This is a genomic window from Vallitaleaceae bacterium 9-2 (assembly GCA_038396585.1).
GTDB lineage: Bacteria > Bacillota > Clostridia > Lachnospirales > Vallitaleaceae > UBA1351.
Map to the genome: position 1 here is coordinate 708656 of CP121691.1, position 25778 is coordinate 734433.

At 37.1% G+C, this 25778-nt stretch carries 40 protein-coding genes; all 40 read left to right on the top strand.

Annotated features, from left to right (window positions below; all coding sequences use genetic code 11):
- The first annotated feature begins 46 nt into the window (after nt 1-46).
- The 40 genes from fusA (at nt 47) to truA (ending at nt 25778) form a co-directional block, all read left to right on the top strand.
- Nucleotides 47-2131: an elongation factor G gene (gene fusA, locus QBE53_03265; protein WZL82141.1), complete on the top strand. Its 2085-nt coding sequence runs from the start codon at nt 47-49 to the stop codon at nt 2129-2131.
- Nucleotides 2132-2259: 128 nt separating this feature from the next.
- Complete coding sequence (gene tuf, locus QBE53_03270; protein ID WZL82142.1) at nt 2260-3453, top strand: elongation factor Tu; 1194 nt, start codon at nt 2260-2262, stop codon at nt 3451-3453.
- 142 nt (nt 3454-3595) lie between these two features.
- The gene (locus QBE53_03275; protein ID WZL82143.1) at nt 3596-4387 is read left to right on the top strand and encodes a hypothetical protein; all 792 of its coding nucleotides are present in this window, start codon (nt 3596-3598) and stop codon (nt 4385-4387) included.
- Between the two features lie 9 nt (nt 4388-4396).
- Nucleotides 4397-6091: a HAMP domain-containing methyl-accepting chemotaxis protein gene (locus QBE53_03280; protein WZL82144.1), complete on the top strand. Its 1695-nt coding sequence runs from the start codon at nt 4397-4399 to the stop codon at nt 6089-6091.
- 276 nt (nt 6092-6367) lie between these two features.
- Complete coding sequence (gene rpsJ, locus QBE53_03285; protein ID WZL82145.1) at nt 6368-6679, top strand: 30S ribosomal protein S10; 312 nt, start codon at nt 6368-6370, stop codon at nt 6677-6679.
- 92 nt (nt 6680-6771) lie between these two features.
- On the top strand, nt 6772-7401 hold the full coding sequence (gene rplC / locus QBE53_03290; GenBank protein ID WZL82146.1) for a 50S ribosomal protein L3: 630 nt from the start codon (nt 6772-6774) through the stop codon (nt 7399-7401).
- Nucleotides 7402-7424: 23 nt separating this feature from the next.
- Nucleotides 7425-8045 carry a 50S ribosomal protein L4 gene (rplD, locus tag QBE53_03295; GenBank protein WZL82147.1) on the top strand — a complete coding sequence of 207 codons (621 nt, stop codon included), beginning with the start codon at nt 7425-7427 and terminating at the stop codon, nt 8043-8045.
- Nucleotides 8045-8344 carry a 50S ribosomal protein L23 gene (gene rplW, locus QBE53_03300; GenBank protein WZL82148.1) on the top strand — a complete coding sequence of 100 codons (300 nt, stop codon included), beginning with the start codon at nt 8045-8047 and terminating at the stop codon, nt 8342-8344. Before rplD ends, rplW begins: the two co-directional genes overlap by 1 nt.
- A 67-nt stretch (nt 8345-8411) precedes the next feature.
- Nucleotides 8412-9248, top strand: a complete 837-nt coding sequence (gene rplB, locus QBE53_03305) for a 50S ribosomal protein L2 (protein WZL82149.1) — start codon at nt 8412-8414, stop codon at nt 9246-9248.
- A gap of 16 nt (nt 9249-9264) precedes the next feature.
- On the top strand, nt 9265-9543 hold the full coding sequence (gene rpsS / locus QBE53_03310; GenBank protein WZL82150.1) for a 30S ribosomal protein S19: 279 nt from the start codon (nt 9265-9267) through the stop codon (nt 9541-9543).
- Nucleotides 9544-9563: 20 nt separating this feature from the next.
- Nucleotides 9564-9950: a 50S ribosomal protein L22 gene (rplV, locus tag QBE53_03315; GenBank protein WZL82151.1), complete on the top strand. Its 387-nt coding sequence runs from the start codon at nt 9564-9566 to the stop codon at nt 9948-9950.
- A gap of 16 nt (nt 9951-9966) precedes the next feature.
- Nucleotides 9967-10623, top strand: a complete 657-nt coding sequence (gene rpsC / locus QBE53_03320) for a 30S ribosomal protein S3 (protein WZL82152.1) — start codon at nt 9967-9969, stop codon at nt 10621-10623.
- Nucleotides 10623-11051 carry a 50S ribosomal protein L16 gene (gene rplP, locus QBE53_03325; protein ID WZL82153.1) on the top strand — a complete coding sequence of 143 codons (429 nt, stop codon included), beginning with the start codon at nt 10623-10625 and terminating at the stop codon, nt 11049-11051. The genes rpsC and rplP overlap by 1 nt, the downstream gene beginning before the upstream one ends.
- Nucleotides 11051-11260 (top strand): 50S ribosomal protein L29, encoded by a 210-nt coding sequence (gene rpmC / locus QBE53_03330; protein ID WZL82154.1) that lies wholly within the window; start codon nt 11051-11053, stop codon nt 11258-11260. The genes rplP and rpmC overlap by 1 nt, the downstream gene beginning before the upstream one ends.
- Before the next feature lie 23 nt (nt 11261-11283).
- Nucleotides 11284-11541: a 30S ribosomal protein S17 gene (gene rpsQ / locus QBE53_03335; protein ID WZL82155.1), complete on the top strand. Its 258-nt coding sequence runs from the start codon at nt 11284-11286 to the stop codon at nt 11539-11541.
- Between the two features lie 21 nt (nt 11542-11562).
- Entirely contained in the window at nt 11563-11931 is a 369-nt protein-coding gene (rplN, locus tag QBE53_03340) for a 50S ribosomal protein L14 (GenBank protein ID WZL82156.1), read from the top strand.
- A 13-nt stretch (nt 11932-11944) separates the two neighbouring features.
- Nucleotides 11945-12283 (top strand): 50S ribosomal protein L24, encoded by a 339-nt coding sequence (rplX, locus tag QBE53_03345; protein ID WZL82157.1) that lies wholly within the window; start codon nt 11945-11947, stop codon nt 12281-12283.
- 24 nt (nt 12284-12307) lie between these two features.
- Complete coding sequence (gene rplE, locus QBE53_03350; protein WZL82158.1) at nt 12308-12847, top strand: 50S ribosomal protein L5; 540 nt, start codon at nt 12308-12310, stop codon at nt 12845-12847.
- A 15-nt stretch (nt 12848-12862) separates the two neighbouring features.
- Nucleotides 12863-13048 (top strand): type Z 30S ribosomal protein S14, encoded by a 186-nt coding sequence (locus tag QBE53_03355; GenBank protein WZL82159.1) that lies wholly within the window; start codon nt 12863-12865, stop codon nt 13046-13048.
- Nucleotides 13049-13072: 24 nt separating this feature from the next.
- Entirely contained in the window at nt 13073-13474 is a 402-nt protein-coding gene (gene rpsH / locus QBE53_03360) for a 30S ribosomal protein S8 (GenBank protein ID WZL82160.1), read from the top strand.
- Between the two features lie 78 nt (nt 13475-13552).
- The gene (gene rplF, locus QBE53_03365) at nt 13553-14092 is read left to right on the top strand and encodes a 50S ribosomal protein L6 (protein WZL82161.1); all 540 of its coding nucleotides are present in this window, start codon (nt 13553-13555) and stop codon (nt 14090-14092) included.
- A 21-nt stretch (nt 14093-14113) separates the two neighbouring features.
- Complete coding sequence (gene rplR, locus QBE53_03370) at nt 14114-14470, top strand: 50S ribosomal protein L18 (GenBank protein WZL82162.1); 357 nt, start codon at nt 14114-14116, stop codon at nt 14468-14470.
- A gap of 13 nt (nt 14471-14483) precedes the next feature.
- Nucleotides 14484-14993, top strand: a complete 510-nt coding sequence (rpsE, locus tag QBE53_03375) for a 30S ribosomal protein S5 (GenBank protein ID WZL82163.1) — start codon at nt 14484-14486, stop codon at nt 14991-14993.
- Between the two features lie 12 nt (nt 14994-15005).
- A complete protein-coding gene (rpmD, locus tag QBE53_03380) occupies nt 15006-15185 on the top strand; it encodes a 50S ribosomal protein L30 (protein WZL82164.1) in 180 nt (59 codons plus the stop codon).
- Nucleotides 15186-15210: 25 nt separating this feature from the next.
- Nucleotides 15211-15651, top strand: coding sequence for a 50S ribosomal protein L15 (gene rplO, locus QBE53_03385; protein ID WZL82165.1), 441 nt, complete (start codon nt 15211-15213; stop codon nt 15649-15651).
- A complete protein-coding gene (secY, locus tag QBE53_03390; GenBank protein ID WZL82166.1) occupies nt 15652-16932 on the top strand; it encodes a preprotein translocase subunit SecY in 1281 nt (426 codons plus the stop codon). It abuts the gene before it with no gap.
- Nucleotides 16933-17023: 91 nt separating this feature from the next.
- Complete coding sequence (locus QBE53_03395) at nt 17024-17671, top strand: adenylate kinase (protein ID WZL82167.1); 648 nt, start codon at nt 17024-17026, stop codon at nt 17669-17671.
- Entirely contained in the window at nt 17671-18423 is a 753-nt protein-coding gene (gene map / locus QBE53_03400; GenBank protein ID WZL82168.1) for a type I methionyl aminopeptidase, read from the top strand. Before QBE53_03395 ends, map begins: the two co-directional genes overlap by 1 nt.
- A 12-nt stretch (nt 18424-18435) precedes the next feature.
- Nucleotides 18436-18717 carry a KOW domain-containing RNA-binding protein gene (locus QBE53_03405; protein WZL82169.1) on the top strand — a complete coding sequence of 94 codons (282 nt, stop codon included), beginning with the start codon at nt 18436-18438 and terminating at the stop codon, nt 18715-18717.
- Nucleotides 18718-18726: 9 nt separating this feature from the next.
- Nucleotides 18727-18945 carry a translation initiation factor IF-1 gene (gene infA / locus QBE53_03410; protein ID WZL82170.1) on the top strand — a complete coding sequence of 73 codons (219 nt, stop codon included), beginning with the start codon at nt 18727-18729 and terminating at the stop codon, nt 18943-18945.
- A 46-nt stretch (nt 18946-18991) separates the two neighbouring features.
- Complete coding sequence (gene rpmJ, locus QBE53_03415) at nt 18992-19105, top strand: 50S ribosomal protein L36 (GenBank protein WZL82171.1); 114 nt, start codon at nt 18992-18994, stop codon at nt 19103-19105.
- Between the two features lie 335 nt (nt 19106-19440).
- Nucleotides 19441-19809, top strand: a complete 369-nt coding sequence (gene rpsM / locus QBE53_03420) for a 30S ribosomal protein S13 (protein WZL82172.1) — start codon at nt 19441-19443, stop codon at nt 19807-19809.
- A 19-nt stretch (nt 19810-19828) separates the two neighbouring features.
- Complete coding sequence (gene rpsK / locus QBE53_03425; GenBank protein ID WZL82173.1) at nt 19829-20221, top strand: 30S ribosomal protein S11; 393 nt, start codon at nt 19829-19831, stop codon at nt 20219-20221.
- A 22-nt stretch (nt 20222-20243) separates the two neighbouring features.
- Nucleotides 20244-20870: a 30S ribosomal protein S4 gene (gene rpsD, locus QBE53_03430; protein ID WZL82174.1), complete on the top strand. Its 627-nt coding sequence runs from the start codon at nt 20244-20246 to the stop codon at nt 20868-20870.
- 36 nt (nt 20871-20906) lie between these two features.
- A complete protein-coding gene (locus QBE53_03435) occupies nt 20907-21866 on the top strand; it encodes a DNA-directed RNA polymerase subunit alpha (protein WZL82175.1) in 960 nt (319 codons plus the stop codon).
- Nucleotides 21867-21891: 25 nt separating this feature from the next.
- Complete coding sequence (locus tag QBE53_03440; protein WZL82176.1) at nt 21892-22428, top strand: L17 family ribosomal protein; 537 nt, start codon at nt 21892-21894, stop codon at nt 22426-22428.
- A 107-nt stretch (nt 22429-22535) separates the two neighbouring features.
- Complete coding sequence (locus QBE53_03445; protein WZL82177.1) at nt 22536-23393, top strand: energy-coupling factor transporter ATPase; 858 nt, start codon at nt 22536-22538, stop codon at nt 23391-23393.
- Entirely contained in the window at nt 23369-24223 is an 855-nt protein-coding gene (locus QBE53_03450; GenBank protein WZL82178.1) for an energy-coupling factor transporter ATPase, read from the top strand. Before QBE53_03445 ends, QBE53_03450 begins: the two co-directional genes overlap by 25 nt.
- Nucleotides 24224-24231: 8 nt before the next feature.
- Nucleotides 24232-25032, top strand: a complete 801-nt coding sequence (locus QBE53_03455; GenBank protein ID WZL82179.1) for an energy-coupling factor transporter transmembrane component T — start codon at nt 24232-24234, stop codon at nt 25030-25032.
- Nucleotides 25029-25778 (top strand): tRNA pseudouridine(38-40) synthase TruA, encoded by a 750-nt coding sequence (gene truA / locus QBE53_03460; GenBank protein WZL82180.1) that lies wholly within the window; start codon nt 25029-25031, stop codon nt 25776-25778. The genes QBE53_03455 and truA overlap by 4 nt, the downstream gene beginning before the upstream one ends.

Consider the following 25778-nt stretch of genomic DNA (forward strand, 5'->3'; position numbering starts at 1 on the left):
TATTTAAACTATACACAACAATCCATAACCAGAGGAGGTTATTACTTTGGCAGGAAGAGAATTTGCGTTAAGTGATACCAGAAATATAGGTATCATGGCTCATATTGATGCCGGTAAAACAACTCTAACAGAACGTATTTTATTTTATTCAGGAAAGACGCATAAACTTGGAGAAACACATGAAGGTGGAGCGCAGATGGACTGGATGGAACAAGAGCAGGAAAGAGGTATCACCATTACTTCTGCTGCAACGACATGTTCATGGTTAGATAATCGCGTCAATATTATAGATACACCAGGTCACGTTGACTTCACAGTTGAGGTTGAGCGTTCCTTACGTGTACTTGACAGTGCTGTAGGTGTTTTCTGTGCAAAAGGTGGTGTTGAGCCACAATCAGAAACAGTATGGCGTCAAGCTGATAAGTACAGAGTACCACGTATGGCATTTGTTAACAAAATGGACCGTAGCGGTGCGGATTTCTTCAATGTAGTTGAAATGATGCGCGAACGCCTAGGTGCAAATGCAATACCAGTTCAAGTTCCAATTGGATCCGAAGAAGATTTCAAAGGAATGGTCGACTTATTCAAGATGAAAGCATATGTATACAATGATGACTTAGGAAATGACATCGATGAGTTAGACATTCCAAGTGAACTTGAAGATATTGCTACAGAATATAGAGAAGCTATGGTTGAAGCTATTTGTGATACAGACGAAGATCTTATGATGATGTATCTTGAAGGGGAAGAAATTCCTATGGAAGATTTGAAAAAAGCTATGCGTAAAGCAGTATGCAACGTTCAAATCATCCCAGTTTTTTGTGGTTCAGCTTACAAAAACAGAGGAGTACAAAAACTTCTTGATGCAGTTGTAGAATTTGCGCCATCACCACTTGATGTACCAGCAATCAAAGGTACTTTAGTTGATAGCGAAGAAGAAGTGGAAAGACATTCATCGGATGAAGAACCTTTCTCAGCACTAGCATTCAAAATTATGACAGACCCATTTGTAGGTAAGTTAGCCTTTTTCAGAGTTTATTCTGGAGTAACAAATGCAGGATCTTATGTATATAACTCAACAAAACAAAAGAAAGAACGTTTAGGACGTATACTTCAAATGCATGCGAACAAACGTGAAGAGATTGACAAGGTGTATGCAGGAGATATCGCAGCAGCTGTTGGTCTTAAATTTACAACAACAGGTGATACACTATGTGACGAAAAAGATCAAGTTATCCTTGAGTCCATGGTATTCCCTGAGCCGGTTATCTCGGTTGCAATTGAGCCAAAAACAAAAGCTGGTCAAGAAAAAATGGGTATCGCATTATCTAAGCTTGCAGAAGAAGACCCAACATTCAAGACATATACAGATGAAGAAACTGGACAAACAATCATCTCAGGTATGGGTGAACTTCACCTTGAGATTATCGTTGATCGTTTGTTAAGAGAATTCAAAGTAGAAGCGAATGTTGGAGCGCCTCAAGTTGCATATAAAGAGACGATTACCAAAGAAGTTGAAATCGACAGTAAGTTTGCTCGCCAATCTGGTGGACGTGGACAATATGGTCACTGTAAAGTACGTTTCAGCCCGATGGATGTTAACGGCGATAATAGTTATGAATTTGTTAACTCAATTGTTGGTGGTGCGATTCCTCGTGAATACATTCCTGCAGTTGATAATGGTATTAAAGAAGCAATGCAAGCAGGTGCGTTAGCTGGATACGAAGTTGTTGGTATTAAAGCTGAATGTTATGATGGTTCATATCATGATGTTGACTCCTCGGAGATGGCGTTTAAAATTGCTGGTTCTATGGCGTTTAAAGATGCGATGCGAAAAGGTGATGCACAATTACTTGAACCGATATTCAAAGTTGTTGTAACTGTTCCGGAAGAATACATGGGTGACGTTATTGGTGACATTAACTCACGACGTGGACAAATGGAAGGAATGGAAGCACGAAGTGGCGCTCAAGTTATCAATGCTTATGTACCATTATCTGAAATGTTTGGATATGCAACGGACTTACGTTCAAAATCACAAGGTCGTGGAACATACTCAATGGAATTCCATCATTATGAGCCACTACCAAGAAGTATTCAAGAAAAGGTTATCAGCAAGCAAGGAGAATAATACGAATAAACCCTTGCAAAGTATGATGCTACATACTATAATTTGATTGATGGCTTTTTTGTAAGCATAAGCTACATAAAACGAAAGAATGGGGATAGTACCCCGATAATAAAGGAGGAAATATACAAATGTCTAAAGCTAAATTTGAAAGAAGCAAACCACATGTTAACATTGGTACTATTGGTCACGTTGACCATGGTAAAACAACATTAACAGCGGCAATCACTAGAACATTACATGAAAGATTAGGAACAGGTGAAGCTGTTGCATTTGATAACATTGACAAAGCTCCTGAAGAGAGAGAACGTGGAATCACAATCTCAACATCTCACGTTGAATATGAGTCAAATGCACGTCACTATGCGCACGTTGACTGCCCAGGGCATGCCGACTACGTTAAAAACATGATCACAGGAGCTGCTCAAATGGATGGTTCAATCCTTGTTGTTGCTGCTACTGATGGTGTTATGGCTCAAACTAGAGAGCATATCCTTTTATCTCGTCAGGTTGGAGTACCTTACATCGTAGTATTCATGAACAAATGTGATATGGTAGACGATGAAGAGTTACTTGAATTAGTAGAAATGGAAATTCGTGAGTTATTAAACGAGTATGAATTCCCAGGTGATGACCTTCCAGTTATCCAAGGTTCAGCTCTTAAAGCTCTTGAAGATCCAAGCAGCGAATGGGGAGACAAGATTCTTGAGTTAATGGAAGCTTGTGATGAATTTATTCCAGAACCAATTCGTGATACAGATAAGCCTTTCTTGATGGCTGTTGAGGACGTATTCTCAATTACAGGACGTGGAACAGTTGCAACTGGTAAAGTTGATCGTGGTGTTCTTCATGTTCAAGATGAAGTTGAAATCGTTGGTTTATCAGAAGAAAAACGTAAAGTTGTTTGTACTGGTATCGAGATGTTCCGTAAACTTCTTGACGAAGCTCAAGCTGGTGACAACATCGGTGCATTACTTCGTGGTGTTCAACGTGATGAGATCGAGCGTGGTCAAGTACTTGCTAAACCAGGTACAATCACTCCTCATACAAAGTTCATGGCTCAAGTTTATGTACTTAAAAAAGATGAAGGTGGCCGTCATACACCATTCTTCGCTAACTACAGACCACAATTTTACTTTACAACAACTGACGTAACAGGCGTAATCACTTTACCAGAAGGTGTTGAAATGTGTATGCCTGGTGACAACATCGAAATGAATATCGAATTGATCGCTCCAATCGCTATGGAAAAAGGTCAAAAATTCGCGATTCGTGAAGGTGGACGTACAGTTGGTTCAGGATCTGTTGTTGAGATCATTGAATAATTAAGACGTTTACAAAAGACTATATAAAGTCATATATGACTTTATATAGTCTTTTTTTATACGCATTTCGATTCTTGTTTTTGTAATCTTGAAATGCTATAATAGACTGATGTCGGACATAAAGAAAAAAAGGAGGTATATTATGAAAAATATTCATATTATGCTATGCGGATCAAACGATCAAATATTAAAGCAATCTAAAGGACATGAAAGTTGTGAATTAATTTATGAAAAGGAATATCCAGAAGGGGCGTATTATGTCATTGAAACAAAGGAAAAATATTTAAAAGTTGACATAGATGAACATATCCACCCTTCGATTATCTATATTCCAGATGGTCGTATGGTATATAAAATCCCAGAAGGAGAAAAGTTAACTGCTTATCACCCAGAGGCATTTAAAGGAAGCTACCATCACGTACATATTTTAGCTGTGACAAAACAGGAACTTAAAGAAAGACGTAATATAGCCCTCAATGGCTATGACATCCGAAATGCAAAAGGATACTATCCTCATTCAGATGCCAACGTGATGACAAGAGATGAAGCTGTTTTTGAATCACGTAATGCTATCGATGGATATTTAGATAATAAAGGTCATGGAGCTTTCCCATATCAATCATGGGGTGGAGGATTACGTGATGATCTGGAATTTGAATTATATTTTGGACGAACAGTGGTTGCTGATGAAGTTATCATAACTTTAAGAGCTGACTATGTGGATGATCATGACATTCATTGGGAAAGTGCAGTCATTGAATTTTCAGACAGTGATCGATTACCGATAAAGATGATCAAAACGACTGAACCGCAAAGTTTTAAATTTGAAGCAAAAGAGATCGAATGGATAAAGCTGAACCATTTACAACGTGAAAAATCATCAGCGTTTTCAGCGTTATCACAAATTCAGGTGATGGGAAAAGATATAGTATAAGGAGAGCATATGTTTAAAAATTTGAAATTAATGCGAAAATATCAATCAATTCTTTTGTTATTAGGCATTTTCTTTGTTGTATTTATGTTACTTATAACCAGACAAATTAACGTCGTAGAAAATGAAATAGAAATATTAAATCAAGAAGATGTTCGAGTACAGGAATTAAAAGATATTCAAAAATTGTATCTACATGGAGATAGCTTAGTTTCAGAATATATTTCTTTAGTGATACCAGAGACTATTACAGAGTATGAAACTGTGATTGCGTCGATTAAGACAGATGTAACAGAACTTATGAATAATAGTGAAGATGAAGAAGAAAAGCAAGCCTATGCATCAATACTTGAAAAAACAGATCATCTTACCGTTCTTTTTAATGAAGAGATTATCTATGGTACAGACAGAGGTTTAAAAAGTCGATATGTCATAGGAAAAAATAATTATATTGACACAAATAAAGCAATATTAACAACCTTAGACTTAATTATTGATGAATATAATCAATCAAAAATAACGGCAAACACAAACCTCACAAGTAGCTTACAAACAACACAAGTTGTATTTTTGATATTATTAATTATTGTTGGAGTAGTAAGTTATGTACTTGTATATTTACTAACACGAAATATTAGTAAGCGCTTGAAGCAATTAGTAGAAACCAATAATGAAATTAATAATAAAAATCTTAGGGTTAATCGAGTTTCAGAAGATTGTAAAGATGAGATTGGTCTGTTGGCAGCGTCTTCAAATACGATGGTAGATACACTAAATGAAATCATAAGTGAGATGCACTCCGTTGCAAAAAATCTTGAGCAACAAGGGGAAAATGTAAAAACATCGACCAATGAAGCCAAAAGTGCCAGTGGATATATTCACACCACAATGGATGAGCTTTCATTAGCGATGAATAATCAAGCAGACGTACTCTACCAAATTGTTGAGAATATAAACACGTTGAAAGATGAAATTGTAAGTACGAACAATGAAAGTAGAAAGCTTTCAAAGGCATCCGAAGCTTTAAGTGATTTATCAACAACAGGTAATGAACTCATGGATGATTCGATAATCAGTATGAAAAAAATAGATGAGGTTGTGAATAATGCCGTTAATATGATGAAACAATTAGAAATACATGCAAGCGGTATAACATCACTCACCGATGTGATTAACAATATTTCAGCGCAAACCAATCTGTTATCGCTTAATGCGTCAATTGAAGCAGCTAGAGCCGGTGAAGCAGGAAAAGGCTTTGGTGTTGTCGCAGGGGAGATTGGAACCTTAGCGACTCAAGTGAATAAATCCGCATTAGATATAGAAGAGATTATTAAAAAAGTTCAATTGGAAACTCAAAAAGTTACAGCAGCATTATCAGAAGGTTATAAAGAAGTAGAAAATGGCATGGTGCAAATCAATCAATCAGCAGACACATTTGTACGTATTCATGAAGAAGCTGTACGTGTTGAAAAACGTGCTGTAGCTATTGATAAGAATCTTGATGAAATTGAGACCAATTCAACGAATGTAGCTCAAGCCATTGATCAAATTTCATCTATTGCAGAGGAGACATCTGCAAGTATTGAGCAAACACTTAGTGGTGTCAAAGAACAAGATGAACTATTAGGAAAGATTTTAGATGAGTCGAAAAAGATGCATGCAATTTCAGGAAAATTAAATGATAACATACGTGATTTTCAAATATAAAAAAAATAAAAAAAACCAATAAAATCACTTGCATTATGAGAAAAAGTAGTGTATAATTGCAAATGCTGTGACATGAGAGCGATGAAATAAGAGGTTGCTACGATAAATAAAACGTAGGTTTTCTTATGGAGCGATGTCTAGTTCAAGAAACTGACGACAAGATCACTGTACAAATATCTTAAGAGGATTTAGCTATGTGAATCGGATGATACACGTGGACAGATGTACAGTCACCACTTGTCGTACAACAAGTACGAAAAGGAGGCGGCTTTTTTTATGGCAACACAAAAAATGCGAATCAGCTTAAAGGCATACGATCACCAATTAATTGATCAATCATCACAAAAGATTATTGAAACAGCTAAAAAAACTGGAGCTAAGGTTAGCGGACCAATTCCACTACCTACAAAGAAGGAAGTAGTAACAATTCTTCGAGCTGTACATAAGTACAAAGATTCCAGAGAGCAATTCGAAAGAAGAACTCACAAAAGATTAATCGATATCAACTTGCCAACAGCAAAAACGGTTGACGCGTTAATGCGTTTAGAGTTACCAGCTGGTGTGGATATCAAAGTAGATGTAAAATAATGAACACAGTAAAAATAGACGAAGGTAGCACACCCGTCTAGGATGAATGCAGAACTCTGTATTCCGCTGTAGAAAAATCAGGAGGTGCAAGAATGAATAAAGCAATAATTGCTAAGAAAATCGGTATGACGCAAATATTTGCGGAAGACGGTTCATTAGTGCCTGTAACAGTGCTTCAAGCAGGCCCATGTACAGTAACTCAAGTTAAAACAGTTGAAAATGATGGTTACAGTGCAGTTCAAGTAGGATTTATGGACAAAAAAGAAAAGCACACAACACAACCGGAACAAGGACACTTCAATAAAGCAGGCGTTACATTTAAACGTTTTGTAAAAGAATTCCGTTTAGAAAACTCAGAAGAATATGCTGTAGGACAAGAGATTTCAGCAGATATCTTCGCTGCCGGAGATACAATTGATGTATCTGGTACATCAAAAGGTAAAGGATACCAAGGTGCGATTAAGCGTCACAATCAATCAAGAGGCCCTATGGCTCATGGTTCCAAGTATCATAGATCAGCAGGTTCTATGGGTAATGCATCTTATCCGGGACGTGTATTTAAAGGTAAGAAACTAGCAGGACATATGGGATCTGAAGCGGTTACAATTCAAAACTTGGAAATAGTTAGAGTTGACGCAGATAAAAACCTTATTCTTGTTAAAGGCGCGGTACCAGGCCCTAAAAAATCTATCGTTACATTGAGAGATGCCGTTAAGGCCTAAGCTTTCAGGAAGGAGGAAAACTAATGGCTAAAGTTGCTGTTTATAATATGCAAGGACAACAAGTGGAAGAACTTGAATTAAATGATGCAGTGTTTGGCGTAGATGTCAATAAGAATTTATTACATAGAGCTGTCGTAACACAACTTGCGAACAAGCGTCAAGGGACACAAAGTTCATTGACAAGAGCAGAAGTAAGAGGTGGCGGAGCTAAACCATGGAGACAAAAAGGAACAGGTCGTGCGCGACAAGGTTCAATTCGTTCTCCACAATGGAAAGGCGGCGGTGTTGTATTCGCACCAAAACCACGTGATTACTCAAAGAAAATGAATAAAAAAGAGCGTAGAATTGCATTGAAATCTGCGTTATCTGCAAAAGTAATGGATCAAAAATTTATTGTTGTTGATGAGTTAAAGCTTGATGAAGTTAAGACAAAAAATATGGTTAACGTATTAGAGAATCTTAAAGCTCAAAAAGCCCTTATCGTACTTAACAATGATGAAAAAAATGTAGTTTTATCAGCGAGAAACATTCCTACTGTAAAAACGGCTACAACAAATACAATTAATGTATATGACTTGTTAAAATATGATGTATGTGTTGTGACGAAAGATGCAGTGGCAACAATCGAGGAGGTGTACGCATAATGGCAAACCTTTCTTACTATGACGTGCTGCTTAAACCTGTAATTACAGAAAAAAGTATGGAAGCTATGGGCGAAAAGAAATATACTTTCAAAGTTCATCCAGAAGCGACTAAAGTACAAATACGAGAAGCAGTTGAAAAAATGTTCAAAGGAACAAAAGTATTAAAAGTTAACACTATGAACCAAGGCGGAAAGAAAAAACGTCGTGGAACAACAGTGGGTAAAACAGCTAAAGTTAAAAAAGCAATTGTGACTTTAACAGAAGAGAGCGAAGAAATCGAATTCTTTGATGGAATGTAATCAATCCATCAAGTAAATGACACACACGGTAGTGTGGTAATATATGTAATAGGAAAGGAGTGGCATAATGGGTATCAAAAAGTACAACCCATATACACCTTCCAGAAGACACATGACTTCATCAGATTTTTCCGAGGTAACAAAGAAGAGCCCAGAAAAATCACTTGTAGTAAGTCTTAAAAAGAATTCTGGACGTAATAATCAAGGTAAAATAACAGTAAGACATCGTGGTGGCGGACATAAGATTAAATATAGAATGATCGACTTCAAACGTAACAAAGATGGTATTCCAGCAAAAGTTACAGCAATTGAATACGATCCAAATCGTACAGCTAATATTGCATTAATCGTCTATGCAGATGGTGAAAAACGATATATCTTAGCACCAAACAAATTAGTTGTTGGAGATACATTAATGAGTGGACCAACAGCAGAAGTTCGTATCGGTAATGCGTTACCATTAGCGAATATTCCAGTAGGTTCTCAAATTCATAACATTGAGATGAAACCAGGTAAAGGTGGACAATTAGTTCGTTCAGCAGGAAACGTAGCTCAGTTAATGGCGAAAGAAGGAAAATATGCAACACTTCGTTTACCATCAGGTGAAATGCGAATGGTTCCAATCGATTGTAAAGCGACATTAGGACAAGTTGGTAATATTGATCATGAGCTTATCACTGTTGGTAAAGCAGGTCGTAAGCGTCACATGGGATTCCGTCCAACTGTACGTGGTTCTGTAATGAACCCGAATGACCATCCACATGGTGGTGGTGAAGGTAGAGCTCCAATCGGACGTCCAAGTCCAATGACACCATGGGGTAAACCAGCACTTGGTCTTAAGACTCGTAAGAAGAAAAAACATTCGAACAAATATATTGTAAGAAAACGCGGTGGAAACAAATAGAAGGAGGTTTTCGTAAATGGCACGTTCATTGAAAAAAGGACCTTTCGCTGATGATCACTTACTAAAAAAAGTAAGAGAAGCAAACGAAAGTGGAAATAAACAAGTAATTAAAACTTGGTCAAGACGTTCTACGATCTTCCCTGAAATGGTTGGACATACAATCGCTGTTCATGACGGCAGAAAACATGTTCCGGTATATATTAGTGAAGACATGGTTGGACATAAACTTGGTGAATTCGTTTTAACACGTACCTACAAAGGTCACGGAAAAGACGAAAAGAAAACAAAACGATAAGCGAAAGGAGGCTATAAACAATGGCTAAAGGACATAGAAGTCAGATAAAACGAGAAAGAAATGCGAACAAAGATACAAGACCTAAAGCTAAAGTTTCATTCGCTCGCGTATCACCAACTAAAGCTAAACAAGTTTTAGATACAATCAAAGGTAAAGACGTTGCTACAGCACTTGGAATTTTGGCTTATACTCCAAGAAAAGGTGCTCGTGTAATCGAGAAATTATTAAAATCTGCAATTGCAAACGCAGAAAATAATAACAGTCTTGATCCATCAACGCTTTACGTTGCTGAGTGTTTTGCAAACAAAGGACCAACAATGAAGCGTATTCGACCAAGAGCGCAAGGTCGAGCGTTTAGAATAGAAAAGAAAACTAGTCATATAACAATCATCTTAAATGAAAGATAGGTAAAGGAGGTAAAGCATGGGTCAAAAAGTTAATCCTCACGGTTTACGTGTCGGCGTTATCAAAGACTGGGATTCAAAATGGTACGCTGAGAAGGACTATGCAGATTTCTTAGTTGAAGATTATGAAATAAGAAAATTCTTGAAAAAAAAGCTTTATCAAGCGGGAGTTTCAAGAATTGAAATAGAAAGAGCTTCAGAACGATTGAAGATCGATATTCACACAGCTAAACCAGGTATCGTAATTGGTAAAGGTGGTTCAGCAATTGATGCACTACGTAAAGAAGTGCAAGAAATGACAGCAAGCAAAGTTATCATCAATATTCAAGAAGTAAAACGTCCAGAAAAAGATTCTCAATTAGTTTCTGAAAACGTTGCATTACAACTTGAAAATCGTGTAGCTTTCAGACGTGCTATGAAGCAAGTTATGGGACGTGCATTAAAATCTGGAGCGAAAGGTATCAAAGTGACTTGTTCAGGTCGTTTAGGCGGAGCTGAGATGGCAAGAGTTGAAAGTTACAGTGAAGGTACAATTCCACTTCAAACTTTAAGAGCTGACATTGATTATGGATTTGCAGAAGCAAATACAACATATGGAAAAATCGGTGTTAAAGTTTGGATTTATCATGGTGAAGTTCTTCCAGCAAAAGCTAGTAAAGAAGGGAGAAATGCGTAATGTTAATGCCAAAAAGAGTAAAACGTCGTAAGCAATTCCGTGGTCGTATGAAAGGAAAAGCGTTACGCGGCAATAAATTAGTACTTGGTGAATACGGTTTAGTTGCGACTGAGCCAGTATGGATCAAGTCAAATCAAATAGAAGCAGCTCGTATAGCGATGACTCGTTATATGAAGCGTGGTGGTAAAGTTTGGATCAAAATTTTTCCAGACAAACCTGTAACATCAAAACCTGCTGAGACACGTATGGGTTCCGGTAAAGGATCACCTGAGTACTGGGTAGCTGTAGTTAAACCAGGACGCGTAATGTTCGAAGTTGCTGGGGTACCTGAAGAAGTAGCTCGAGAAGCCCTTAGACTTGCAATGCACAAGTTGCCAGTTAAGTGTAAAATCGTTTCTAGAGCAGATTTAGAAGGCGGTGAACAATAGTGAAATCTACAAAAATATTAGAAGACTTAAGAAATAAATCCGCAGCTGAGCTGCAAGAGGAATTAGTAACGGCAAAGAAAGAATTGTTCAACCTTAGATTTCAAAATGCTACGAATCAACTTGATAATACAAGTCGTATAACAGAGGTTCGTAAAACTATTGCAAGAATTCAAACGGTTATGACTGAACAATTGAAAGCTGCCAAGTAATAATCGCGAAGGGAGGCAATACAATGTCAGAAAGAAATCTTAGAAGAACTCGTGTAGGACGAGTATCTAGTGATAAAATGGACAAAACTATCGTTGTAGAGGTTGTAAACAGTGTAAAACATCCTTTATATGGTAAAGTTATTAAAAGAACTTATAAATTGAAAGCTCATGATGAGAACAACGAATGCCAAATCGGAGATCGTGTAAAGGTTATGGAGACAAAGCCTATCTCTAAAGACAAAAGATGGCGTTTGGTTCAAATCGTAGAGAAAGCTAAGTAGATAGCAGAAGGAGGTTTAAGTATGATTCAACAAGAGTCAAGACTTAAAGTTGCTGATAACACAGGAGCAAAAGAACTTCTTTGTATTCGTGTGTTAGGTGGCTCAACTAGAAGATATGCAGCTATCGGAGATGTCATTGTCGCTTCTGTTAAAGATGCAACACCAGGTGGCGTTGTAAAAAAAGGTGATGTGGTTAAAGCCGTAGTTGTTAGAACAGTAAAAGGTGCACGCCGTAAAGACGGTTCATATATAAAATTCGATCAAAATGCAGCAGTTATTCTTAAAGAAGATATGAGCCCAAGAGGAACGCGTATATTTGGACCGGTTGCTAGAGAATTAAGAGAAAAGAAATACATGAAAATATTATCATTAGCACCAGAAGTACTATAAGGAGGTGTACCCATTGGGAAATACAAAATTAAGAACCGGTGATACAGTTATTGTAAGAGCTGGTAAAGATAAAGGTAAAGAAGGTAAAATTGTTGATGTTGATCGTAAGAACAACAAAGTGTTAGTGCAAGGTGTCAACAAAGTAACAAAACATGCGAAGCCTAGCGCAGCGAATCAACAAGGTGGAATTATGCACCAAGAAGCATTTATTGATGCATCAAATGTTATGTATGTACACAAAGGTAAACCTACAAAACTTGGCATCAAAGTTGAACAAGAAGAGCGTAACGGAAAGACTAAAAACGTTCGTAAACGTGTAGCAAAGACAACTGGCGAAGTTATTGATAAATAATTTAATCGAAAGGAGGTTACCTAAGTGAGTAGACTTATTGAAACTTATAATGATGAAATCAAAGATGCAATGATGAAAAAATTTGAATATAAAAGTATCATGGAAGTGCCAAAGATCGAAAAAATCGTTATTAACATGGGTGTTGGAGAAGCTAAGGAAAATGCAAAGATTCTTGACAACGCAGTGGGAGATTTAACAAAGATCGCAGGTCAAAAACCATTGATCACAAAAGCTAAGAAATCTGTAGCTGTCTTCAAAGTACGTGAAGGAATGAATATTGGATGTAAAGTAACATTACGCGGTAAGCGTATGTATGAATTCTTAGATCGATTGGTAAATCTTGCGTTACCTCGTGTACGTGACTTTAGAGGTGTAAATCCAAACGCTTTTGACGGTAGAGGTAATTATGCTTTAGGACTTAAAGAACAAATCATTTTCCCAGAAATCGAGTATGATAAAATTGATAAAATTCGAGGAATGGACGTCATTTTTGTAACAACTGCAAATACTGACGAGGAAGCACGTGAATTGTTAACTTTATTCGGAATGCCGTTTAGAAAGTAATAAGGAGGAGCTAGCATGGCAAAAACATCCATGAAAGTAAAGCAACAACGTAAACCTAAGTTCTCTTCAAGAGCTTATACACGTTGTAGAATATGTGGACGTCCACATTCAGTTTTGAAAAAATACGGAATTTGTAGAGTATGTTTCCGTGAATTAGCATATAAAGGACAAATCCCTGGCGTAAGAAAAGCTAGTTGGTAAATTTTAGGAAGGAGGAAACAAACTATGGCAATGAGTGATCCAATCGCAGATATGCTTACAAGAATCAGAAATGGTAATGTAGCTAAGCATGATTTTATAGAAGTGCCAAACTCAAAAATGAAACTTGCTATTGCAGACATTTTGGCAAAAGAAGGATATATCAAAGGATATAAAGAAGTAAAAGCTGGAGAATTCGTAAACCTTCGTGTTGAACTTAAATATGGAGAGACTAAAAATGACAAAGTCATTTCAGGAATCAAACGAATTTCTAAGCCAGGTTTACGTGTATATGCAAATAGAGAAGAGCTTCCTAAAGTATTAGGTGGTCTTGGAACAGCTATTATTTCAACAAATAAAGGTGTTATTACAGATAAAGAAGCACGTGAACTTAATGTTGGTGGCGAAGTAATCGCCTTTGTATGGTAGATTAAGGTGAAAAGATTCATAGAGAATGATAACGTCATTCAAAAATGAATCATAATATAACCGATAGGAGGAAAACAAATGTCAAGAATCGGAAGACAACCTGTTGAAATTCCAGCAGGTGTTGAAGTTAAAGTAGCAGATGGTAATGTGATTACCGTAAAAGGTCCAAAAGGAACTCTTGAAAGAACACTAGTACCTGAAATGAAAGTTGAAGTTAACGGTGCAGAAGTTGTTGTTACACGACCTAACGATCTTAAGAAAATGAAATCTTTACATGGCTTAACACGAACTTTGGTATATAATATGATTGTTGGTGTAACATCCGGTTATGAAAAGAAATTAGAAATCAATGGTGTTGGTTACAGAGCTGCAAAACAAGGTAACAAGCTTGTGTTATCATTAGGATACTCACATCCAGTTGAGATGGAAGACCCAGAAGGTATTGAATCAGTTGTAGAAGGCCAAAACGTGATTATCGTTAAAGGTATGAGCAAAGAAGATGTTGGTCAATATGCAGCCGAAATCAGATTCAAGAGACCACCAGAGCCTTATAAAGGTAAAGGTGTTAAGTATGCTGATGAAGTTATCCGTCGTAAAGAAGGAAAAACTGGTAAATAATAGAAAAGGGGTGAATCCACAATGATAAAAAAAGTGTCAAGAACAAGCGTACGTGTTAAAAAGCACAAAAAACTACGTAATAAGTTTTCTGGAACAGCTGAAAGACCACGCTTATCTGTATATAGAAGTAACAATCACATATATGCACAAATTATTGATGATACAAAAGGTCATACACTTGTTAGTGCATCCTCAAAGAATCTTGGTCTTGAAAAAACAAATGACGTAGCAGCTGCCGTTTCTGTTGGTGAAGCAATTGCTAAAAAAGCTCTTGAGGCAAACATTGAAGCAGTTGTATTCGATCGTGGCGGTTACATATATCATGGTAAAATCAAATCATTAGCTGATGCTGCAAGAGAAGCAGGATTAAAATTCTAAAGGAGGCAAAACTATGCGAAAGAATTTAATAGATGCCAGCAATTTAGACCTAGAAGAAACAGTTGTTACCATCCGACGTGTAACAAAAGTTGTAAAAGGTGGACGTAACTTCAGATTTGCAGCTTTAGTCGTTGTTGGTGATAAGAATGGTCATGTAGGCGCTGGTGTAGGAAAAGCAACTGAGATTCCTGAAGCGATTCGTAAAGGAATCCAAGATGCGAAGAAAAAATTAATCGAAGTTCCATTAGATGAGAATGCAAGTATTCCTCATGACTGGTTAGGAAAATTCGGAAGTGCTAACGTATTACTTAAGAGAGCTCCAGAAGGTACAGGAGTTATCGCGGGTGGTCCAGTGCGTGCCGTATTAGAACTTGCCGGTGTAAGAAATATTCGTACAAAATCTTTGGGATCAAATAACAAGAACAATGTTGTGACAGCAACAATTAAAGGTTTGTCAGAATTAAAGACTCCTGAGAAGGTAAGTCAATTAAGAGGCAAAACCGTTAGTGAAATTTTAGGTTAGGAGGAAGCAATAATGGCAGAATTAAAGATTACTTTAGTAAAATCAACCATTGGTGCCAAACCTAAGCATAGATTAACAGCTGAAGCTTTAGGCTTAACTAAGCTTCATAAAACGGTTGTTCAAAAAGACAATGATGCTATAAGAGGAATGGTTAATCAAATCAGTCACTTAGTAAAAGTAGAAGAAGCATAAACTTTCTCAAGGAGGTGTAAGACACATGAATTTATCAGAATTAAAGCCTGCAGAAGGATCAACAGGAAAAAAATTCAGAAAAGGTAGAGGTCATGGTTCAGGGAACGGTAAAACTTCCGGTCGTGGACAAGGCGGACAAAAGTCTCGTTCAGGCGGCGGAGTAAGACCGGGCTTTGAAGGTGGACAAATGCCTTTATATAGACGTTTACCAAAGCGTGGATTTACTAACAGAAATAGTAAAGAAATCGTGGGTATTAATGTAGACGCTCTAAATAGATTTGAAGCTGGAACAGTTGTTGATATAGAAACAATGGTAACAAATGGCTTAGTTAGTAATCCAAAGGACGGCGTAAAAATCTTAGGTAATGGCGATATAACAATAAAACTTACTGTTAAAGCAAATGCTTTCAGTAAAACTGCTATTGAGAAGATTGAAGCTGCTGGCGGGAAAGCCGAGGTGATTTAGGTGTTTGGAACACTTAGGGATGCGTTTAAGGTTGAGGATTTAAGAAAAAGACTTATTTTCACATTATTAATGTTGGTGGTTATTCGAATTGGTGCTTCTGTACCAATTCCAGGAATCAACAATGCATATTTAAAAGAAGTTTTTGCTGCAAATAATCTTGACTTAGTTGGTATGCTTGATGCCTTTTCAGGTGGAGCTTTTCAAAACATGACCTTGTTTGCTCTAGGTATTATTCCATACATCAACTCATCGATCATCATGAACCTTTTAACTATTGCAATTCCTGCATTAGAGGAAATGCAAAAAGAAGGAGAAGATGGTCGTAAAAAAATTGCAAAGATTACGCGATATGGAACAATCCTATTTGCAGTAATCCAAGCAACAGCTATCTCAATTAGTTTGCAAAATATTTTCTACACATATAATGCTTTTTCAGTTATTGTTGCTGTAATCGCTATGACTGCAGGAACAGCGTTCCTAATGTGGATTGGGGAAAGAATTACAGAAAATGGTATTGGGAATGGTATTTCATTAATTATCGCAATTAACATTTTATCAAGACTACCCAGTGGCGTACGTCTGATTTTTGATCAAGTTCGATCAGGAAGCTATTTAAATGTAATTGCAATTTTACTTGTTTTCTTATTGATGATTGTTGTTGTCATCTTAATACAATTAGGAGAACGACGTATCAATGTACAATATGCAAAACGTGTACAAGGAAGAAAAGTATATGGCGGACAAGCAACACATATTCCGCTTAAAGTAAATATGGCAGGAGTTATTCCTGTAATCTTTGCTTCATCATTACTACAATTTCCAAGTATTATAACAAACTTTTTTGTTACAAACCCTACAGGTTGGTGGGGAACTGTACTTAATTGGATTAATTATTATAGCATAAAGACTAATTACGGTGTTGGTGCGTTAATATATTTTATTTTAATTATACTGTTTGCATACTTCTATACAGCGATTATTTTCAATCCGTTTGAAGTAGCAAATAATTTGAAGAAAAATGGTGGCTTTGTACTAGGAATCAGACCGGGTCGCCCTACAGTGGACTATTTGACTACAATACTTAACAGAATGGTATTTATCGGAGGAACAATTTTAGGTTTAATCGCTTTAACGCCAATTATTCTATCATTTATTATAGATGTTCAGATAAACTTTGGTGGTACTTCATTAATCATCGTTGTTGGTGTAATTATTGAAACTATGAAGCAAATTGAATCACAGTTAGTTATGCGTCATTACAAAGGATTTTTGAACTCTTAAAATGTCATTACAATTCAAGTCAGTGATTAAGTGTCAAAGGAGACTTTGACACTTGATCGGGTTTGAAGTGTATAAGTAAGGAGGCCATAAAATGAAACTGATTTTGTTGGGAGCACCGGGAGCAGGAAAAGGTACACAAGCAAAGATGTTGGCTAAGAAGTATGAGATTCCTCATATTTCAACAGGTGATATCTTTAGAGCAAACATAAAAAATGAAACAGAGCTCGGTAAAAAAGCAAAAGGCTATATGGATCAAGGATTACTTGTTCCGGACGAACTTGTTGTAGCCCTTGTAGCAGACCGATTGCAAGAAGATGATGCTCAAAAAGGATTTATATTGGATGGATTTCCAAGAACAATTCCACAAGCTGAGCATTTAGATAAGACCCTAGATGAAATGGGGACAAAGATCGATCAAGTTATTGATGTTGATTGTCCAGACGAAAATATCGTTAAGCGATTATCTGGACGACGTGCATGTATTAAATGTGGGGCAACCTACCATACAGAACATCTTAAACCAGAAGTTGAAGGCATATGTGATGTATGTGGAAGTGAATTAGTATTGCGTGATGATGATAAACCAGAGACCGTTTTACGACGACTTGAAATTTATCATGAGCAAACGCAACCGTTAATTGATTACTATGAAGCCAAAGGTGTTTTAGTATCTGTTGATGGAAAGCTTCCTATTGAAGAAACTTTTGAGATCATTGTCAAAATCTTAGGAGAACGATAATGGCAATAAATATTCGAAGCAACACGGAAATTGAAAAATTACGTGCAGCAGGAGCAGTTGTTGCCCAAACACATAAACTACTAGAGCAACATATCAAACCGGGGATTACAACACAAGAGCTTGATGAAATTGCTGAAAAGTTTATTTTGAGTAAAGGAGCAACTCCTTCATTTAAAGGTTACGGAGGATTTCCCGGAACAATTTGCGCTTCAATTAATGACGAAGTTGTCCATGGAATTCCTAGTCGTTCACGAATACTTAAAGACGGCGATATTATTAGCTTAGACATTGGTGCTTATTTGAACGGATATCATGGTGATGCTGCGCGTACACATGCAGTGGGCCAGGTTGATGACGAAGCACTCCGATTAATTCAAATCACAAAAGAAAGCTTTTTTGAAGGTGTAAAATATGCCAAGCCAGGAAATCACTTACATGAGATTTCAGCGGCAATTCAAAAATATGTTGAAAAAAACGGCTTTTCTGTGGTAAGAGATTTGGTTGGTCACGGTGTAGGTACTGAGTTACATGAAGAACCTCAGATTCCGAACTATAAACCAATTGGTCGTGGGCCTAAATTACAAGTCGGTATGGTACTAGCGATTGAACCGATGGTGAATTTAGGTGATTATGCTGTTCGAGTACTTGATGATGAATGGACTGTCGTAACACGTGACGGCTCATTATCAGCTCATTATGAACATACAATAGTGATAACTGACAACGGTCACGAATTACTGACGGACTGTTAGGCAGGTGAGAATGTGTGTGATATAAAGAAAGGTCAAATCGTATATTCGAAGGCCGGACGAGATAAAGGAAAATGCTTTGTTATTCTTGAACATGATCATCCATTTGTTTACTTAGTCGATGGAAAAAGTAGACGTTTGGAAAATCCAAAAAAGAAAAAAGAGCTTCATATACAGATTACTCACTATGTTGATATGACCATTAATGAGTTACTTGAAAACGGAAAACGAATTACCAATGCGGAAATTCGAAAAAGTATAGATCAATTCATCCACATGGATGACCAAGAATTTTAGGAGGCACGTATGTCAAAGAAAGACGTAATAGAAGTTGAAGGAAAAGTTGTTGAAAAATTGCCAAATGCTATGTTCCAAGTTGAACTAGAAAACGGACATCAAATCTTAGCCCATATTAGTGGTAAGCTAAGAATGCACTATATACGTATACTACCAGGTGATAAAGTGACAGTTGAAATGTCACCATACGATTTAACAAAAGGTCGTATCATTTGGAGAGATAAATAAAACAACGATTAACATAAAGCAGGATTCCAAGAAAGGAGCGAACGAGATGAAGGTAAGAGCATCTGTAAAACCAATTTGTGAAAAATGCCAAGTCATCAAAAGAAATGGTCAAGTTCGTATCATCTGTGAGAACAAAAAACATAAGCAACGTCAAGGTTAATAGATATTTTAAAAAAAGTGCTTGAAACCAAAGAGCAAATAGATTATAATATCTATTTGTGATGTTGTAGTTAGAATTACAGTCATGATTCACGTGGGTAAGTTGTAACTGGCTTCTTGCTCATTCAGACTGTATTCCTATATATTGAATCGGACCATAATAACCTCAATAGAGTTGCTGAGCGTTCGTGGTCGGATGTGTTGATTGAATGGAAGTTTATTCGAGTTTCACCGCCTTAGATAAACAGAAGTGATTTCAATACGAAAAACAGACTTATACACAACGATAATGAAAATGAAATATATGAACGAATCGATATGGAGGTGCAAAAGTACATGGCACGTATTGCTGGTGTAGATTTACCAAGAGAGAAACGTGTTGAGATTGGTCTTACTTATATTTATGGTATAGGACGTCCAAGTTCACTACGTATTTTAAAAGAAGCCGGAATCAATCCGGATACAAGAATTAGAGATTTGACGGATGATGAAGTAGCTAAAATCCGTGAAGTCATTGATGCAACACAACAAGTAGAAGGTGATTTACGACGTGAAATCGCTTTAAATATCAAGCGTTTGATGGAAATCGGATGTTATAGAGGTATTCGTCATCGTCGCGGACTTCCTGTAAGAGGTCAAAAAACGAAGACAAATGCTAGAACACGCAAAGGTCCTCGTAGAACTGTTGCGAACAAGAAGAAATAGGTGTAAGGAGGTTTGACCAATGGCAAAAGTAGCCAAAAGAAGCGGTAAACGACGCGTTAAAAAGCATGTTGAACGTGGGCAAGCTCATATTCAATCAACGTTTAATAATACAATTGTTACATTAACTGATACCGAAGGTAATGCATTATCATGGGCTAGTGCAGGTGGACTTGGATTTAGAGGGTCTCGTAAATCAACTCCTTATGCAGCTCAAATGGCAGCAGACACAGCAGCTAAAGCAGCTATGATTCATGGATTAAAAACTGTTGATGTAATGGTTAAAGGTCCAGGTTCAGGTCGTGAAGCTGCAATTAGAGCATTACAAGCAGCTGGTTTGGATGTTACTAGTATTAAGGATGTTACTCCGGTTCCACATAACGGATGTCGTCCACCAAAACGAAGAAGAGTCTAATCAGTAGGAGGTGTTAGAATAAATGGCAAGATATAGAGGTGCAGTATGTAGACTTTGCCGTCGAGAAGGGGATAAATTATTCCTTAAAGGCGAAAGATGCTACACAGGAAAATGTGCAATGGATCGTCGTCCATTTGCTCCAGGGCAACATGGAAGAAGAAGAAGTAAAGTATCTGAGTACGGACTACAGTTACGTGAAAAGCAAAAGGCAAAACGTATTTATGGTGTGTTAGAAACTCAATTCTATAACTACTATCTTGAAGCAGAGCGTCGTAACGGTATTGCCGGTGATAACTTACTTATCATTCTTGAGACAAGACTTGATAACGTAGTATATCGTGCAGGACTTGGACGTTCAAGAACAGAGGCTCGTCAAGTTGTACGACACAATCATATATTAGTTAATGGTAAAAAAGTAAACATTCCATCATACTTAGTTAAAGCTGGTGATGTGATTACTTTAAAAGAAAAATCCCTTAACCTTCAAAGATTTAAGGATATTATCGAAACAACAGGTTCAAGAACAGCTCCTGAATGGATGGAAGCAGATCTTGAGAATCGTTCAATCAAAATTAACGATGTTCCAACACGTGAAACAATTGACGTACCTGTTAATGAAACACTTATCGTCGAGTTATACTCTAAATAATAAGTGAACCCAAAAATCAAAGGAGGGTCCTATAAGGTGTTTGATTTTGAAAAACCAAGAATTGATATTGCTGAGATATCAGAAGATAATCGATATGGACGTTTTGTCATAGAACCTCTTGAGAGAGGCTATGGTACGACTTTAGGAAATTCGCTCAGAAGAATTATGTTGTCCTCATTACCTGGTGCTGCTGTAAGTAGTGTTAAAATTGAAGGCGTTTTGCATGAGTTTAGTACGATTCCAGGCGTTAAAGAAGACGTTACTGAAGTTATCTTAAACATTAAACATTTAGCGATTCAAAACAACAGTGACGGTAATGAACCGAAAGTGGCGTATATTGAATTTGAAGGCGAAGGTGTTGTTACCGGAGCTGATATACAAGCAGATCCTGATATTGTAATCGTGAATAAAGATTTACCGATAGCAACCTTAAGTGGGGGCCCTGACAGTAAATTATTCATGGAACTTACGATTACAAAAGGTAGAGGATATGTTGGTGCTGATAAAAATAAAACAGAAGATCAACCTATTGGTGTAATACCTGTAGACTCTATCTTTACACCTGTTGAACGTGTTAATCTAATTGTTGAGAATACACGTGTCGGACAAATCACTGACTACGATAAGTTAACATTAGAAGTATGGACGAACGGCTCTTTATCACCGGATGAAGCAGTTTCTTTGGCAGCGAAGGTTCTTAATGAACACTTGAACTTGTTCATTGATTTATCTGAAAATGCAAAGAATGCAGAAGTTATGGTTGAAAAAGAAGACGATGAAAAAGAAAAAGTTCTTGAAATGAGTATAGATGAATTGGAACTTTCAGTACGATCATATAACTGCTTAAAGCGAGCAGGTATCAATACAGTTGAAGAATTGACTAATCGTACATCAGAAGATATGATGAAAGTTCGAAATTTAGGTCGTAAATCATTAGAAGAAGTTTTACAAAAATTGAATGAGTTAGGTTTACAATTAAAACCTAACGATGAATGAAATTACAGGTAAAGGAGGTCTATAGATGGCTGGATACAGAAAGCTTGGAAGAACTTCATCTCAAAGAAAAGCATTGCTTCGTAACCAAGTAACGAATTTAATCTACAATGGTAAGATTAAAACAACGGATGCAAAAGCAAAAGAAGTTCGTAAAATTGCAGAAAAGCTTATTACATTAGCGATTAAAGAAAAAGACAATTATACAGAAGTTACAGTAACACAAAAAGTTCCAAAGAAAACGGCGGACGGAAAACGTGTTAAAGAGGTAGTTGACGGTAAAAAAGTAACTCAATTTGAAGAGATTGAGAAAACAATTAAGAAGGATAATGCTTCAAGATTGAATGCTCGTCGTACAATGCTTAGCATACTCTACCCTGTAACAGAAGTTCCTGAAACAAATGCAGGACGTAAGAAAAATACTAAAGAAGTGAGTCTTGTTGACAAATTGTTCGACGACATCGCTCCTAAGTACACAGATCGTAACGGTGGATACACACGTATCATCAAGATCGGTCCTCGTAAAGGCGACGCAGCTGAAGAAGTTATTCTTGAGTTGGTATAAATAAGCTTACAAAAAGCTGCTTGTGAATACAAGTGGCTTTTTTGTTGCATTTTTTGTTTTTTATGTGTATAGTAAGAGTGATATTTTACGAAAGATTGGGTGAACTTATGTTTATTAAATCAAAACAAGTCAGTTATGATTATAACGTCCATAACGATGTGGGCGATATAGAAACTACATATAGAGCTTTGTCTTCCATTGATTTGGAAATCAAAAAAGGAGATTTTATTGTTATTTTGGGACACAATGGTTCTGGAAAATCGACTTTTGCAAAGCATTTGAATGCATTATTATTACCAACAGAGGGAACACTATATGTGAACGACATTGATACCACTGATGCCGAGCGTATTTGGGAACTTAGAAAAAGTGCAGGGATGGTCTTTCAAAACCCTGATAACCAAATGATTGCCACCATTGTTGAGGAAGAAGTCGCTTTTGGTCCGGAAAATTTAGGGGTTGCCTCAGAGGAAATAGTTTTTCGAGTAGATCAGGCATTGAGCACCGTTGATATGAAAGAATATGCTATGCATTCACCGAATAAGCTATCAGGAGGACAAAAGCAGCGTATTGCTATTGCAGGCGTTGTTGCGATGCATCCAGAGTGCATTATCTTAGACGAGCCTACAGCAATGTTGGACCCTTCAGGACGAAAAGAAGTGGTGGATACGATCAAGTATCTGAACCAATCTGAAAATATGACCATTATTTTAATTACCCATTATATGGAAGAGGCTATTGATGCAGACTATATCTATGTCATGGAAGAAGGAAAAATAGCGTGTCAAGGCAAACCTAAGGAGATTTTTTCAGATGTAGAAGCAATGAAGAAAATGCACTTAGATGTGCCACAAACAGTTGAACTTGCATATATGCTGCAACAAGAAGGGGTGGAGATTCCCTTAGATATATTAAATGTAGAGGAGATGGTGGAAACGTTATGGCAATTGAAATCAAAGAATTAAGTTACATCTACTCTCAAGGGACCCCTTATGAAAAGCATGCTCTAAATGGCGTTAATTTAACCATAGAACAAGGAGAGTTTATTGGACTTATCGGACATACAGGCTCAGGTAAATCGACGCTTATACAGCATTTAAACGCTTTGCTCAAGCCAACGTCAGGAAGCGTTGTGATTGATGGCCTTTCACTTTTTGAGGAAAAAACATCTAAAAAAGCAATTCGACAACAGGTTGGGCTGGTATTTCAGTATCCGGAGCATCAATTATTTGAATTGACGGTGTATAAGGATGTAGCCTTTGGACCTAAGAATATGGGACTTGAAGATGATGAGATTCACGAAAGAGTTATAGAAGCACTCAAAAAAGTAGGACTTGAAGAAGAAATTTATGAAAAATCACCTTTTGAATTATCGGGTGGACAAAAACGCCGTGTAGCTATTGCAGGAGTATTAGCTATGAAACCGCACATATTGATTCTAGACGAGCCAACAGCCGGTCTTGATCCTTATGGACGAGATGAGATCCTTAATGAGATTAAACGTATGCATTTACAAGAAAACATGACCATTATTCTTGTATCCCACAGCATGGAAGATATAGCGAATTATGTTGAACGTATTATTGTTATGGATGGGGGCAGCGTCATCTTACAAGGCGATAAATATACGGTGTTTAAAGAAGTTGAGTTACTTGAACGTATAGGTCTTGGGGTTCCGCAAGTCGCAAAGATATGCAATGAGTTAGCAAAGAAAGGGTTTGTATTTGACCAGACAATAACGACACTAGATGAGGCGGTTAAAGCACTCAAACCTCAGCTAGTCAAGAAACAATAGGTGAAGATATGATAAGAGATATAACAATAGGACAATATTATCCCATAGAATCAAAAATTCATACATTAGACCCAAGAACCAAACTTGCAATGACCTTTGGATTTATTATTTCCTTATTTTTTGGAACGAATTTACTCATCTATTTAATTGCGGCAACAGCCCTTGCAATTGTGATAAAAGTAAGTAAAGTTCCCTTTAAGTATATGGTTAAAGGGTTAAAATCCATTATGATTTTAATTGTGTTTACGGTTATTATCAATATTTTTATGACCCAAGGCGATCCGATTTTTACATGGCGCTTTTTAACGATAACACGCGAAGGACTAGTGTTGGCTTTTTCTATGGCAGTACGTTTGATTTTGCTGATTATCGGGTCATCAATTTTGACATTGACAACATCCCCTATTGATTTGACAGATGCAATTGAGCGGCTTTTAAAGCCGTTTGAACGTATTCGGGTTCCGGCCCATGAGATTGCCATGATGATGACCATTGCACTACGTTTTATACCAATCTTACTTGAAGAGACTGATAAAATTATGAAAGCGCAAATGGCAAGAGGTGCGGACTTTGAAACAGGAGGACTAATAAAAAAAGCAAAAAGCTTGGTTCCCCTGTTAGTTCCGTTGTTTATCTCGGCTTTTCGACGCGCAGATGAACTTGCATTAGCCATGGAAGCAAGATGTTATCGAGGTGGCAAAGGACGTACACGTATGAAATCCTTAGCATATCAGCGACAAGATGCGATTATGTATGGCTTGATTATTGGATATTTGCTAATGATGGTTGGAATAGGGATTGTTTTATGAGTGAGCAAAAGTATTACAAATTAACCATAGCTTATGAAGGAACAAATTACTGTGGATGGCAGTTGCAAAAAAACAGTGTATCGATCCACGAAGTCTTAATGAAAGCAGGTCGAGCATTTTTACCCGATGATTTTTCTATTACAGGAGGAAGCCGGACGGACTCAGGTGTTCATGCATTGGGATATGTAGCTTTGCTAAAGACGACCTATGATAAGCAAGCATATAGAATTTGCCGTGCATTTAATGCATACTTACCCAAAGATGTTGTTGTCTATGAAAGCCAAGAAGTAGCAAAAGATTTTCATCCAAGATATAGCGCCAAAGGAAAACACTATCGCTATACGATATATAATGATGAATATGCACTTCCTCAATATATGCATTACGCATATTACTATCATGCCAGAGAACTTGATGCGCAGAAAATGCAAGAAGCGGCCCAATGGCTTGTTGGTAGACACGATTTTATGGCGTACAGTTCAAAAAAAACCTCTGTCGAAGATACTGTGCGCACATTATATGAATGTTGCGTCACGCGAGAACATAAATATATTCATATCGATGTCAAAGGCGATGGTTTCTTGTATAACATGGTAAGAATTATTGCTGGCATGCTTATTGAAGTGGGACGAGGCAAAATAGAACCGAGAGCAATCAAAAAAATATTGGAAGAAAAAGATAGGATGAAGGCAACAAAAACAGCGCCTGCCAATGGGTTGACGCTTATGGAAATATACTATAGTTAG